This window comes from Xenophilus sp. Marseille-Q4582 (assembly GCF_916700565.1).
In the GTDB taxonomy this organism is placed as follows: domain Bacteria; phylum Pseudomonadota; class Gammaproteobacteria; order Burkholderiales; family Burkholderiaceae_C; genus Xenophilus.
The window spans coordinates 279,819-293,194 of the sequence record NZ_CAKAKO010000004.1 but is presented as its reverse complement, the minus strand read 5'-3'; the positions used below and the strand labels follow the sequence as shown (position 1 = coordinate 293,194).

The following is a 13,376-nucleotide window of genomic DNA, read 5'->3' as shown; positions in this document are numbered from 1 at the left end:
TGCGCCAGCCAAACGGGGTGGACACATCTCAACGCCCCTTCTGCTTGGGATCGAGCATGTCGCGCAGCCCATCGCCCACCAGGTTGAAGCCCACGGCCGTGAACAAAATGGCGAAGCCCGGGAAGGCCGAATACCACCACTGCTCCAGCACGTGGTTGCGGCCCACGGCGATCATGGCGCCCCACTCTGCCGCCGGTGGTTGCGCGCCCAGGCCGATGAAGCTCAGCGCCGCCGCCATCAGGATGGCCGAGCCCAGGTCTAGGCTGGCCTGCACGCTGATCGGCGGCATGGCGTTGCGCACCACGTGCCAGCGCAGGATTTGCCAGGGCGTGGCGCCAAAAGTGCGGGCGGCCTTGACGTAGCCGCTTTCGCGGATGGTCAGCGTCTGGCCACGCGCCAGCCGCACATAGGCCGGCACGCGCACCAGCGCGATGGCCAGCATGGCGTTCCACAAGCTGGGGCCCAGCGCGGCCGCCAGCGCCATGGTCAGCACCAGCGAGGGCACGGCCAGCACGATGTCCATGAGCCGCATGACCACCGTGTCGGTGCGTCCGCCGATCACGCCCGACAGCCCGCCGATGGCCGTGCCCAGCGTGGCCGACACCAGCACCACGAACACACCCACGCCAATGGAGATACGCCCGCCGTGCAGGATGCGCGCAAAGATGTCGCGCCCCACCTCGTCGGTGCCGAACCAGTGCTGCGCCGAAGGCGCCGCCAAGCGCTGGCGCAAGTTGATCTGGTTCGGGTCGATGGACAGCAGCCAGGGCCCGACGATCACCGCCAGCAGGATGAAGCCCACCATGGAGAGCCCGACGACCATCATCGGATTGCGCCGCATCTGGTAGGCCAGCCGGCCCCAGTCGAAGGATCGCAGCCAGCCTTGAGCCGGCGCACTTGGATTCAGTGTGCTCATGTCAGTCCTGCGTCATGCGCTGCAACCGCACCCACCAGCAGCCGCCGCGGAACGGGCTCTGCCCGGCCGCTGGCGGCGCCCCGGCGGGGGGATGGAACGGCGACACGCAGTGCGCCGTTCAAACGGGGCGAGTTCATTACCCGACCTCGGTGATGCGCGGATCCAGCGCGAGGTAGATCAAGTCCACCGCCAAATTGACCAGCACATAGGCAAAGGACACCACCACGGTGAAGCCCATCACGGCCGGGAAGTCCAGCGCCTGGATCGAGGCCACCACATAAGCACCCATGCCGGGCCAGGCGAAGACGGTTTCGGTCAGCACCGCGCCATACAGCAGGTCGCCGAAGGCCAGGCCCAGCACCGTCACCGAGGGCATCAGCGCGTTGGGCAGCGCATGGCGCAGCACCACCACGGCTTCCGACAGGCCGCCGGCGCGCGCGGTGCGCACATAGTCTTCCTGCATCTGCTCCAGCATGGCCGAGCGGATCTGCCGCGCCACCACCCCCACGTGCACAAAGCCCAGCGTCAGCGCCGGCAGCAGCAGGTGCGCCAGCGCGCTGCGCAGCGCCGCCCCATCACCCGCCAGCAGTGCATCGGGCACATAGAAGCCCGTCACGCTCGGCGGCGGCGTCAGCCCCGCGTCGATGCGCCCGCCGCCCGGCAGCCAGCCCAACTGGCCGTAGAACAAATAGATCAGCATCAGCGCCAGCCAGAAGGCCGGCGTGGAGACGCCCGAGACCGAGAACATGCGCACCAGCTGGTCGACCGGCCGGTCGCGCCAGACGGCCGACACCACGCCCAGCGGCACGCCGATGACGATGGACAGCAGCATGGCCACCACCACCAGTTCCAGTGTGGCCGGGAAGAAGGCCGCGATGTCCTGCGCCACCGGGCGGCCGGTGCGGATGGAGGTGCCCAGGTCGCCCTGCAGCAGGCCGCCCATGTAGCGCAGGTACTGCTGCCACACAGGCTGGTCCAGCCCCAGGCTCTGGCGCATGGCCGCCACCATCTCTTCGGAGGCACGGTCACCGGCCAGCAGCCGCGCCGGGTCGCCCGGGATCAGGTGCGAAATGGCGAAGGTGATGACCGACACACCGAGCACGACCAGGACCAGAAAGCCCAGCCGGCGGCGCAGCACGCTCAGGAACAACATGGCGGCGAATCCGTCTCAGCCCCGTCCTCAGTTGGACTTGGACATGGTCTGCACGTTGTAGATCTGCTCGAGCATCGGGTTGAACTGCAGGCCCTTCAGGTTGGCACGCTGGGCGATCTGGATGTTCTTCTGGAACAGGTAGACGTAGGCGGCGTCGCCCACCACGATGCGCTGCGCCTCCTGGTAGAGCTTGAGGCGCTCGGGCTGCGAGGTGGAGTTGGCGGCCTGAGTCAGCAGCGCATCGACCTGCGGGTTGCCGTAGAAGGAGCGGTTGCCGGCGGCGCCCTGCTTGTCCGACTGGAACCAGTAGTTCATGAACATGTAGGGGTCAGAGAAGTCGGGCGCCCAGTTGCCGATGGCGATGTCGAAGTCGCCCTTGCCGAAGCGCTCGCGGTAGGTGGCGTTGGCCATGCTTTCGAGCTTGATGTCGACGCCGATGGCGGCCAGGTTGGCCTGCGTGGCCAGTGCAATCGGGTTCCAGGCCGGGTCGCGCTCGGACAGCGAGAAGGTCAGCTTGAGGTTGCGCACGCCGGCCTTGGCCAGCGCCTCCTTGGCGGCGGCGGGCGCATAGGCAGCGGGCTTGAGTTGCGCGTCGTGGCCCCACATGCCTTCGGGAATCGGGCCGTTCATGGCCTTGGCCTTGCCCGACAGGATGCCGTCGATGATGCCGCCCACGTCGATGGCCGAGACGATGGCGCGGCGCACCTCGGGCTTGTCCAGCGGCGCCTTCTTGTTGTTGAGGTAGAGGTAGGTCACCGACAGGCTGGGGTACTCGCCCACCACCACGCCCTGCGCGCCGTTCTGCTTCTTCAGGCCTTCGACCTGGTCGGTCGGCAGGTGCTCGGCGATGTCCAGGTCGCCGGCCTGCAGCTGCAGGCGCCGCGCCGACGCCTCGGGCACGATCTTGACGATGAATTTGTTGAAGGCCGGTGCTGCCCCGTTGACCTGCGGGCTCTTGTCGAGCACCAGGCTCTGGCCCTTCTGCCAACTGGTCAGTTGGTAGGCACCGCTGCCCATGGTGTTGGCGGCCAGCCAGCCCTGCGCCTTGTCGCCGTTCTTCTCGTGCTGCATCACCTTGGGGTTGACGATGGCGCCGCCATTGATGGCCAGCACCGACAGGAAGGGCGCGAAGCTGCTCTTGAGCGTGAAGCGCACGGTGGCGGGGTCGACCACCGTGATCTGCGTGCCCTCGGGAATGGGCTCCGACGGGCCTTTCTTGAGCGCCAGCAGCCGGTCGAAGGAGAACTTCACGGCCGCCGCATCGACCGGTGAGCCATCGGCAAAGCGTTGGCCGGGCTTGAGTTTGAACTCCCAGTTCAGGCCATCGGCCGAGGCCGTCCAGCCCAGCGCCAAGTCGCCTTCCAGCTCGCTGCTGCTCTTGCCGTCGACCACCTTGTAGCGCACCAGACGCTGGTAGGCCGGGTAGGTGACGGTCCAGTCGTTGTTGTCCATGGTCACGGCCGGATCGAGGTTCTGCGGGTCGGCCGACTTGCCAATCACCAGCGTGTCCTGCGGCGTCTTGGCCAGCGCGACGGGCACGCTCAACGCTGCGGCAGCAAGCAGTGCAGGGAGCGTCAACAACTTCAGCTTCATGGGGTGTTCCTGGGGCAGGTGGAGGGAGAGAAATGAATTCAGTCGAGGTACTGGCCAAATAGCGCCTGCGCTTCGGACATGCGTTCGAGCTGCTGACGCACGGGCTCGCCCAGCACATCGATCACGTCCTGCACCAGCATGTGCAGGCACAGGTGGATGGCGACGGTGGAGCGAAAGAAGTAGCCGCTCTCGGACGGCAGGCTCACCACATGTGGCGTGATGTCGCGGGCCCAGCTGCCGTGTTCGTCGCAGAACACGACCACGTCGGCACCGCTGTCGCGCGCCGCCTGGCACAGCACCGGCCCGTTGCGGCCGTAGCGGAAGATGTCGATGACGATCAGCAGCCGCTTGGCCGAGGTGTCGGCAAAGAAGGGGGCGTAGACACCGTCGGCGCCATCCAGGTCGTGCACGTTCGGCCGGATGTAGCCCAGGCGGCCGACCAGGCCGGTGGCGAGGTAACCCATGCTCTGCAGGCCAACGGCGAACACACTGTCGGCGTGGGCGGCCAGTTGCACGATCTCGGCCCATTGGGGCGAGCGCCGGAACTCGGCTGCGCGCTGCACGCAGCCCACCGCCATCTTCACGTCGCTTTCGCTCTCCAGCTGGCCGCGATGGCGCTGGTAGCGGTCGAAACGGCTGTCGATGGCCGCCGGCATCCGGCTGGCCAGTTGCTGCGCCACCGCCTGGCGGGCGGCCGGCCCGCTGTGAAAGCCCAACTTGCGAAAGAAGCGCGACACCGTCATCGGGCTCACGAACGCCTGCTTGGCGATCGTGTTCGAGGTCTGCGTCAGGATGGCGTCCGGGTTGGACAGCAGGTAGTGGGCCACGCGCTTTTCGAGTTGGGTCATCAAGGACGTCCGCTCGATCACGAGGGTTCTGAAGTCAGGCTTCATGGCGATTCAGGATCCATCTCTGGGCGTGATGCGGCGTCGGATGCAATTCGATGCGATACGGCGCCACCGGTCCATCACAAAAAAAGCCCCACACGGGGGCGACAGGCGTGCGACAGAGCCGCACCAAAAAATACCAAAACGTACCAGAGATCAACGCAAAGTACCACTGCGGCCCATGGGCCTGCATGCACCGTTGTTGGGCCGCCAATAGCCGATTGACGGCCCCCCCGTCCATCACAAAATTCGGCTTGCGTTGGCGCAAAACGCCGCGCCCATGAAAGAAGCCGCACGGTCGCTCAGACCATGCGGCTCAGTCGCCCCGGAGGGCCGCAGCGCCGACGTGCGCGGCTGCGTCGACTTAGAACAGCACGCGGGTGCGGATGGTGCCCGGCACCTGCGCCACCTTCTCCAGCGCCAGTTGGGACGAGGCAGCGTCGACATCGACCACCACGTAGCCCACGTCGCCATGGGTCTGCAGGAACTGGCCGAGGATGTTGATGTGGTTGTCGGCAAAGACCTGGTTGATGGCCGACAGCACGCCCGGCACGTTGCGGTGGATGTGCAGCAGGCGGTGGCGGCCCGGGTGCGCGGGCAGCGCCACTTCGGGGAAATTGACGCTGCTGAGGGTGGTGCCGTTGTCGCTGTACTTGACCAGCTTCTCGGCCACCTCGGTGCCGATGTTGGCCTGCGCCTCCATCGTCGAGCCGCCGATGTGCGGCGTCAGGATCACGTTGTCCAGGCCGCGCAGCGGCGACTGGAATTCCTCGTGGTTGCTGCCGGGCTCGACCGGGAACACGTCGATGGCCGCGCCCCACAGCTTGCCGGACTTGACGGCCTCGGTCAGCGCATCGATGTCGACCACCGTGCCGCGCGCCGCATTGATCAGGATGCCGCCGGGCTTCATGGCCGCGAACTCGGCGGGGCCGATCATCCATTTCGTCGAGTCGTTCTCGGGCACGTGCAGGCTCACGATGTCGCTCTGCGCCAGCAGGTCGTGCAACGCGGGCACCTGGCGCGCGTTGCCGATGGGCAGCTTGGTGACCACGTCGTAGAAGGCCACGTGCATGCCCATCGCCTCGGCCAGCACCGACAGCTGCGTGCCGATGGAGCCGTAGCCCACGATGCCCAGCGTCTTGCCGCGGATCTCGTGCGAATTGGCGGCCGACTTCATCCAGCCGCCGCGGTGCACCAGCGCATTCTTGGCCGGGATACCGCGCAGCAGCAGGATGGCTTCGGCCAGCACCAGCTCGGCCACCGAGCGCGTGTTGGAGTAGGGGGCGTTGAAGATCGCCACGCCGCGCTCGCGCGCCGCATCCAGGTCCACCTGGTTGGTGCCGATGCAAAAGCATCCGGCAGCCACCAATTTGGGTGCGGCGGCCAGCACGTCGGCCGTCAGCTTGCTCTGCGAGCGGATGCCCAGGAAATGCACGTCGGCCAACCTGGCCTTGAATTCCTCGCCCTGCAGCGCGCGCGGCAGGGTCTCGATCTGCGAATAGCCCGCGGCGCGGATCAAGGCCTCGGCGGAGGGGTGGATGTTCTCCAGCAACAGGAACTTGATCTTGCTTTTGTCGAGAGAGGTCTTGCTCACCGGAACACCTTGGAAGAAGCGGACGGCAGCCCGGAATGCGCGACGGATTCAGGGCAAATGCGAATGGAAATTGATCCTAGCATGGGGCAGTGGGCGCAAGGCCGGTGCGGTCATGCCCGCTGCCGGTGCCGCAGGCCGGTGTCCGATGGGGTTTCCCCCGTTGGGCCGCGCGAACGACCGTGCGAAAAAGCGCCGCTGCTCTGTCACAAAACCGACTTAGCATCCGCGCTTTTGTTTTTCCTGCTGAGGAGTCCCCGATGCGAACCCCCCTGCTCGCCCTGGCCGCCGCCATGGCCGCCACGATGGCCGTTCCGGCCCAAGCCCAGACCGAAATCCAATGGTGGCATTCCATGACCGCCGTGAACAACGAGTGGGTCAACGACCTGGCCAAGCAGTTCAACGAGAGCCAGAAGGAATACAAGGTCGTGCCCACTTTCAAGGGCAACTACACCGAAGGCATGACGGCCGCCATTGCCGCCTTCCGCGCCGGCAACGCGCCCCACATCCTGCAGGTGTTCGAAGTCGGTACCGCCACCATGATGGCCAGCAAGGGGGCCACCGTGCCCGTGGCCAAGGTGATGACCGATGCCGGCAAGACCTTCGATCCGTCCAGCTACATCCCCGCCGTCGCCGGCTACTACACGGCGCCCAACGGCCAGATGCTGAGCTTTCCCTTCAACAGCTCGACCACCATTTTCTACATCAACAAGGATGCCTTCGCGAAGGCCGGCCTGAACGCCGACAAGGCCCCGGCCACCTGGCCCGAAGTCTTCGAGGCGGCCAAGAAGCTCAAGGCCAGCGGCCACAGCTGCCCGATGACGCTGGCCTGGCAGGGCTGGACACAGCTGGAAAGCTTCTCGACCTGGCACAACGTCGAGTTCGCGACCGAGCAGAACGGCCTGTCCAAGGACGGCTACAAGGCGCGCATGAAGATCAACTCGCCGCTGCACGTCAAGCACATCGAGAACCTGGCGGCCGCCGCCAAGGCCGGCGAGTTCGTCTACAAGGGCCGCGGCTCGGACGCCCAGGCCTCGTTCACCTCGGGCGAATGCGCCATGATCCAGACCTCCTCGGGCTTCTACGGCGACGTGGCGAAGAACGCCAAGTTCAAGTACGCCCTGGCCGCCCTGCCCTACTACCCCGACGTGAAGGGCGCACCGCAGAACACCGTGATCGGTGGCGCCTCGCTGTGGGTCATGGCCGGCAAGAAGCCCGCCGAATACAAGGGCGTGGCCGAGTTCTTCGACTTCCTGTCGCAGACCAAGGTGCAGGCCGCCAGCCACCAGCGCACGGGCTACCTGCCCATCACGCTGGCCGCCTACGACCTGACCGACAAGTCCGGCTTCTATCAGAAGAACCCCGGCACCGACGTCGCCGTGACGCAGATGATCCGCAAGACCACCGACAAGTCGCGCGGCATCCGCCTGGGCAACTACGTGCAGATCCGCACCATCGAGGACGAAGAGCTCGAACAGGTCTGGGCCGGCAAGAAAACGGCCAAGGAGGCGCTGGACAGCATCGTCGCGCGCGGCAACGACCTGCTGGCCCGCTTCGAAGCGGCCAACGGCGGCAAGAAGTAAGGCCAATGCGCGGCGCGCAGGTTCCGCGCGCTGCATCGGCCAACGGGGGATGCGCATCGAAGACAATGCGCCACCCCCACCAGGGCGGCGCTTCGGCGCCGCCTGCCGTTTGGCTGCCGGCCGCCCCGGCGCCGGGCGACCCCGAAGCTCCACAGCGCCGACAAACTGACCGACGATGGAAAAACGCGTCCTCTTCCGTTCCAGATGGCTGCCCTGGGCCCTGCTGCTGCCGCAGCTGGCCATCATCAGCATCTTCTTCTTCCTGCCCGCCGGCCAGGCCCTGCTGCAGTCTCTGCAACTGGAAGACGCCTTCGGCATGAGCACCGAGTGGGTGGGGCTGGCGAACTTCGAGCGCATCTTCCAGGACCCGGGCTACCTGGCGTCCTTCAAGACGACAGCCCTGTTCTCGGTGCTGGTGGCCGTCAGCGGCATCTGCCTGGCCCTGGCGCTGGCCATCTTTGCCGACCGCATCGTGCGCGGCGCGATGTTCTACAAGACGATGCTGATCCTGCCCTACGCGGTGGCGCCGGCCATCGCGGGCGTGCTGTGGGTGTTCATCTTCTCGCCCTCCATCGGCATCGCGACCTGGTACCTGGCCAAGTGGGGCTATACCTGGAACCACCTCATGAACGAGAACCAGGCCATGGCGCTGATCGTCATCGCCTCGGTGTGGAAGCAGATCTCGTACAACTTCCTGTTCTTCCTGGCGGGGCTGCAGTCGATCCCCAAGGCGCTGATCGAGGCCGCCTCCATCGATGGGGCCGGCCCGTGGCGCCGCTTCTGGAGCATCCAGCTGCCGCTGCTGTCGCCCACCACCTTCTTCCTGCTGGTGATCAACGTGGTGTACGCCTTCTTCGACACCTTCGGCATCATCGACGCGATGACCGCAGGCGGCCCCGGCCAGTCCACCTCGATCCTGGTCTACAAGGTCTACCAGGACGGCTTCAAGGGCCTGGACCTGGGCGGCTCTGCCGCGCAGTCCGTGGTGCTGATGATGATCGTCATCGCCCTCACGGTGGTGCAGTTCCGCTACGTCGAGAAGAAGGTCCAGTACTGACATGAAGGCAACCCCCAAGGCGCTTCGCCGCTCCCCCATCTGCTGCGCGAAGGAGGCGCTTCCCGGGGCCTGGCTGAGCCAGTTCCCCGGATGCCCGGAGGACTTCATCGCGCTCGCCCCGCGGGAAATCATCCACGGAACACACACCCTGGTGCACGGAGAACCCGCATGATCGACCGCCGCCCCTGGCTCACCGTTCTCTCGCACCTGGTCATGGTGCTCGGCGTGCTGATCGTGGCCTTCCCGATCTACCTGGCCTTCGTGGCCTCCACGCACCAGCCCGACGCCATCGTGCAGGCGCCCATGCCGCTGCTGCCCGGCGACAACTTCTGGAACACCTACAGCGCCGCGCTCTTCGGGGGCAGCAAGGAGGGCTTCAACACCTCTGTCGCGCGCATGATGTGGATCAGCTTCGTGACGGCCATGGTCATCAGCATCGGCAAGATCGCCATCTCGCTGCTGTCGGCCTTCGCCATCGTGTACTTCCGCTTCCCGTTCAAGATGCTGTGCTTCTGGGCCATCTTCGTGACGCTGATGCTGCCGGTGGAAGTGCGCATCCTGCCCACCTACAAGGTGGTGGCCGACCTTGGCCTGCTCAACAGCTACGCCGGCCTCACGCTGCCGCTGATCGCCTCGGCCACGGCCACTTTCCTGTTCCGCCAGTTCTTCCTCACCGTGCCCGACGAGCTGGTGGAAGCCGCGCGCGTGGACGGCGCCGGCCCGATGCGCTTCTTCAAGGACGTGCTGGTGCCCCTGTCGCGCACCTCCATCGCCGCGCTGTTCGTGATCCAGTTCATCTACGGATGGAACCAATACCTATGGCCTCTCTTGATGACCACGTCGGAGGACATGTACCCGGTGGTGATCGGCATCAAGCGCATGCTCGCCGGCGGCGAGGCCGCCAACGACTGGAACATCATCATGGCCACGGCCCTGATGGCCATGCTGCCGCCCGCGCTGGTCGTGATGCTGATGCAGAAGTGGTTCGTCAAGGGCCTCGTGGACACCGAAAAGTAAGAGCGGCTAACAAAACGGTGGGAGATGGCGAATGCAGATAACGCAGCAGGCCAGCGAGAGCAACGCGACATGAATGTCGATGCGGCGCTCGAAACGAGTACGCAGCTTGCCGAAGGCGGCCAGCCAGGCGTGCGTGCGCTCGACCACCCAGCGATGACGCCCGAGCCGGTCGTTGCGTTCGATGCCGCGCCGGGCAATACGCGCGGTGATCCCCAGCTTGCGCAGGTGAAAGCGGCAGCGAGCATAGTCATAGCCCTTGTCGGCATGCAGTTTGTGCGGCCAGCGCCTGGGCCGACCGCGACAGCCACGTACCGCTGGCAACGCGTCGACCAGTTGCTCGAAAACCACCGAGTCATGCCGGTTGGCGCCCGTGACGCAGAAGATCAGTGGGATGCCTTGGCGGTCCGTGATGATGTGGCGCTTGCTTGCGAGTTTGCCCCTGTCCGTGGGGTTGGGGCCGGTGTAGTGGCCCCCCGGGGGCTGGCCACACTGGCCGCGTCCATGCTCGCACGGCTGAAGTCCAGTTTGCCGGCGCCGCGCAATTCACCGAGCAACAACAGATGCAGGCGATGCCACACGCCCGCAGCCTGCCAATCACGCAGACGCCGCCAACAGGTCATGCCACTGCCAAAGCCCAGTTCCTGGGGCAACTCCTCCCAGGGAATGCCGGTGCGCAGCACGAACAGAATGCCGTTCAGGGCCATCTCGTCGCTCACTCGTGGGCGACCGCCTTTGGCCGAGGCAACGACTACCGGCAACAGCGGGGCAACCTTCTTGAACAGCGCGGCGCTGATTTCTCTATTCCTGTTTCGACCCATGCCTCATCAAACACCAATCAAGCGCTCGATGATGACATGGTTTTGTTAGTAGCTCTAAGAGCGGCTAACAAAACGGTGGGAGATGGCGAATGCAGATAACGCAGCAGGCCAGCGAGAGCAACGCGACATGAATGTCGATGCGGCGCTCGAAACGAGTACGCAGCTTGCCGAAGGCGGCCAGCCAGGCGTGCGTGCGCTCGACCACCCAGCGATGACGCCCGAGCCGGTCGTTGCGTTCGATGCCGCGCCGGGCAATACGCGCGGTGATCCCCAGCTTGCGCAGGTGAAAGCGGCAGCGAGCATAGTCATAGCCCTTGTCGGCATGCAGTTTGTGCGGCCAGCGCCTGGGCCGACCGCGACAGCCACGTACCGCTGGCAACGCGTCGACCAGTTGCTCGAAAACCACCGAGTCATGCCGGTTGGCGCCCGTGACGCAGAAGATCAGTGGGATGCCTTGGCGGTCCGTGATGATGTGGCGCTTGCTTGCGAGTTTGCCCCTGTCCGTGGGGTTGGGGCCGGTGTAGTGGCCCCCCGGGGGCTGGCCACACTGGCCGCGTCCATGCTCGCACGGCTGAAGTCCAGTTTGCCGGCGCCGCGCAATTCACCGAGCAACAACAGATGCAGGCGATGCCACACGCCCGCAGCCTGCCAATCACGCAGACGCCGCCAACAGGTCATGCCACTGCCAAAGCCCAGTTCCTGGGGCAACTCCTCCCAGGGAATGCCGGTGCGCAGCACGAACAGAATGCCGTTCAGGGCCATCTCGTCGCTCACTCGTGGGCGACCGCCTTTGGCCGAGGCAACGACTACCGGCAACAGCGGGGCAACCTTCTTGAACAGCGCGGCGCTGATTTCTCTATTCCTGTTTCGACCCATGCCTCATCAAACACCAATCAAGCGCTCGATGATGACATGGTTTTGTTAGTAGCTCTAAGCCGGCGCAACACCCCGCCGCGCCCCTCCCGCACAAGAAGACATCTCTCATGGCAGCTCTTTCCTTCCGCAACGTCATCAAGCGCTACGGCAAAGGCCCGAAGGCCAACCAGGTGATCCACGGCGTCAGCGCCGAGATCAAGGACGGCGAATTCGTGGTCATCGTCGGCCCTTCCGGCTGCGGCAAGTCCACGCTCCTGCGCATGGTCGCCGGCCTCGAAGAGATCAGCGCCGGCGAGATCGCCATCGGCGCACGCGTGGTCAACGATGTGGAGCCCGCCCGGCGCGACATCGCGATGGTGTTCCAGAACTACGCGCTCTATCCGCACATGTCGAACTTCGACAACATGGCCTACGGCCTGCGGATCCAGGGCGTGCCCAAGGACGAGATCAAGGCGCGCGTCGACAAGGCCGCGAAGATCCTGGAACTGGGCCACCTGCTGGAGCGCAAGCCGCGCGAACTCTCGGGCGGGCAGCGCCAGCGCGTGGCCATGGGCCGCGCCATCGTGCGCCAGCCGCAGGTCTTCCTGTTCGACGAGCCGCTGTCCAACCTGGACGCCAAGCTGCGCGCCCAGACCCGGCTGGAAATCCAGAAGCTGCACCGCGAGCTGGGCATCACCAGCCTGTTCGTCACCCACGACCAGGTCGAGGCCATGACGCTGGCGCAGCGCATCATCGTGATGAACGCCGGCGTGATGGACCAGTTCGGCACGCCCGAGGAGGTCTACAACCGCCCCGCCACCACCTTCGTGGCCAGCTTCATCGGCTCGCCGCCCATGAACCTGCTCAAGGACGCGCCGGGCGTGCGTGCCGGCAAGATCCTGGGCATCCGCCCCGAGCACCTGGTGCTGGACGACGAAGGCTGGAGCGTGAACGTGGAGCAGGTCGAACTGCTGGGGGCCGAACGGCTGGTCTACGGCCGCGTCGGCGACGAGCAGCTCATCGTGCGCATCGACGAATCGCAGCGCTCGCCGGCCGTGGGCGAGACGGTGCGCGTGGGCGCCCGCCCCGACCGCCTGCACTGGTTCGACGCCGGCTCCGGCAAGCGCGTGGAATGACGGGCCGCCGCCGATGACGCCCTGGCCCTATCCGCGCTGGATCGCGCACCGCGGCGCCGGCAGGCTGGCGCCCGAGAACACCCTGGCCGCCTTCCGCCTGGGCGCGCAACACGGCTACCGCATGTTCGAATGCGACGCCAAGCTCAGCCGCGACGGCGTGGCCTTCCTGATGCACGACGCGACGCTGGAGCGCACCACCAGCGGCCGCGGCATCGGCGGCGAGCAGGACTGGCACGCGCTGTCGCAGCTCGACGCCGGCAGCTGGCATTCGCGCCGCTGGGCCGGCGAGCCGCTGCCCCCGCTGGCGGCCCTGGCACGCTGGTGCCGGGCCAACGGCCACCTGCTGAACATCGAGATCAAGCCCACGCCGGGCACCGAGCGCGTGACCGGCGAGGCGGTGGCGCGCCAAGCGGCGCAGCTGTGGGCCGGCGCCGCCGTGCCGCCGCTGCTCTCATCCTTCAAGCCCGAAGCGCTGGCCGCGGCCCGCGCCGCCGCACCACAACTGCCGCGCGCGTTGCTGCTGGATCGCCTGCGCGAAGGCTGGCTGGAAGAAGCGCTGCGCCTGGACTGCGTGGCCATCGTCTGCAACCATGCGCTGTGGGACGCTGCCACCGTGGCGCGCGTGCGCCAGGCCGGCCTGCGCCAGCTGAGCTACACCGTCAATGACGAGTGGGCCGCGCAGCGCCTGATCGATCTGGGCACCGACGGCATCATCACCGACCGCGTCGACCTGTTCAGCCCGGTGGGCTGAGCGGCCGCAGCCCTGGCCT

At 66.3% G+C, this 13,376-nt stretch carries 12 protein-coding genes; 5 read left to right on the top strand and 7 right to left on the bottom strand.

From position 1 onward, the window contains the following. Positions 1-28: 28 nt before the first annotated feature. From ddpC to serA, 5 genes are all read right to left on the bottom strand, one after another. Positions 29-916, bottom strand: a complete 888-nt coding sequence (ddpC, locus tag LG388_RS16720) for a D,D-dipeptide ABC transporter permease (RefSeq protein ID WP_225783868.1) — start codon at positions 914-916, stop codon at positions 29-31. A gap of 136 nt (positions 917-1,052) precedes the next feature. Continuing rightward, the gene (locus tag LG388_RS16715) at positions 1,053-2,069 is read right to left on the bottom strand and encodes an ABC transporter permease (RefSeq protein ID WP_225783867.1); all 1,017 of its coding nucleotides are present in this window, start codon (positions 2,067-2,069) and stop codon (positions 1,053-1,055) included. Between the two features lie 27 nt (positions 2,070-2,096). Beyond that, positions 2,097-3,662 carry an ABC transporter substrate-binding protein gene (locus tag LG388_RS16710; protein WP_225783866.1) on the bottom strand — a complete coding sequence of 522 codons (1,566 nt, stop codon included), beginning with the start codon at positions 3,660-3,662 and terminating at the stop codon, positions 2,097-2,099. Between the two features lie 38 nt (positions 3,663-3,700). Continuing rightward, the gene (locus LG388_RS16705) at positions 3,701-4,510 is read right to left on the bottom strand and encodes a MurR/RpiR family transcriptional regulator (protein WP_225783865.1); all 810 of its coding nucleotides are present in this window, start codon (positions 4,508-4,510) and stop codon (positions 3,701-3,703) included. A 403-nt stretch (positions 4,511-4,913) separates the two neighbouring features. Further along, positions 4,914-6,143, bottom strand: a complete 1,230-nt coding sequence (serA, locus tag LG388_RS16700) for a phosphoglycerate dehydrogenase (protein ID WP_225783864.1) — start codon at positions 6,141-6,143, stop codon at positions 4,914-4,916. Between the two features lie 257 nt (positions 6,144-6,400). On the opposite strand from serA, the gene ugpB reads away from it, so the two are divergent. From ugpB to ugpE, 3 genes are all read left to right on the top strand, one after another. Then, complete coding sequence (gene ugpB, locus LG388_RS16695; RefSeq protein WP_225783863.1) at positions 6,401-7,723, top strand: sn-glycerol-3-phosphate ABC transporter substrate-binding protein UgpB; 1,323 nt, start codon at positions 6,401-6,403, stop codon at positions 7,721-7,723. 175 nt (positions 7,724-7,898) lie between these two features. Beyond that, positions 7,899-8,780 (top strand): sn-glycerol-3-phosphate ABC transporter permease UgpA, encoded by an 882-nt coding sequence (gene ugpA / locus LG388_RS16690; protein ID WP_225783862.1) that lies wholly within the window; start codon positions 7,899-7,901, stop codon positions 8,778-8,780. 168 nt (positions 8,781-8,948) lie between these two features. Beyond that, the gene (gene ugpE, locus LG388_RS16685; protein ID WP_225783861.1) at positions 8,949-9,797 is read left to right on the top strand and encodes a sn-glycerol-3-phosphate ABC transporter permease UgpE; all 849 of its coding nucleotides are present in this window, start codon (positions 8,949-8,951) and stop codon (positions 9,795-9,797) included. 6 nt (positions 9,798-9,803) lie between these two features. Here the strand turns inward: ugpE and LG388_RS16680 are convergent. Next, positions 9,804-10,615 (bottom strand): IS5 family transposase gene (locus LG388_RS16680; protein WP_225781274.1). Its coding sequence is split into 2 segments (ribosomal slippage): positions 9,804-10,279 and positions 10,279-10,615, totalling 813 coding nucleotides; the frame shifts between segments, so codons are not numbered across the junction. 64 nt (positions 10,616-10,679) lie between these two features. Then, positions 10,680-11,491 (bottom strand): IS5 family transposase gene (locus LG388_RS16675; protein WP_225781274.1). Its coding sequence is split into 2 segments (ribosomal slippage): positions 10,680-11,155 and positions 11,155-11,491, totalling 813 coding nucleotides; the frame shifts between segments, so codons are not numbered across the junction. Between the two features lie 107 nt (positions 11,492-11,598). On the opposite strand from LG388_RS16675, the gene ugpC reads away from it, so the two are divergent. Together ugpC and ugpQ are read left to right on the top strand one after the other, a co-directional pair. Further along, a complete protein-coding gene (gene ugpC, locus LG388_RS16670) occupies positions 11,599-12,606 on the top strand; it encodes a sn-glycerol-3-phosphate ABC transporter ATP-binding protein UgpC (protein ID WP_225783860.1) in 1,008 nt (335 codons plus the stop codon). A gap of 13 nt (positions 12,607-12,619) precedes the next feature. Then, positions 12,620-13,357: a glycerophosphodiester phosphodiesterase gene (gene ugpQ / locus LG388_RS16665; RefSeq protein WP_225783859.1), complete on the top strand. Its 738-nt coding sequence runs from the start codon at positions 12,620-12,622 to the stop codon at positions 13,355-13,357. Positions 13,358-13,376: the final 19 nt, after the last annotated feature.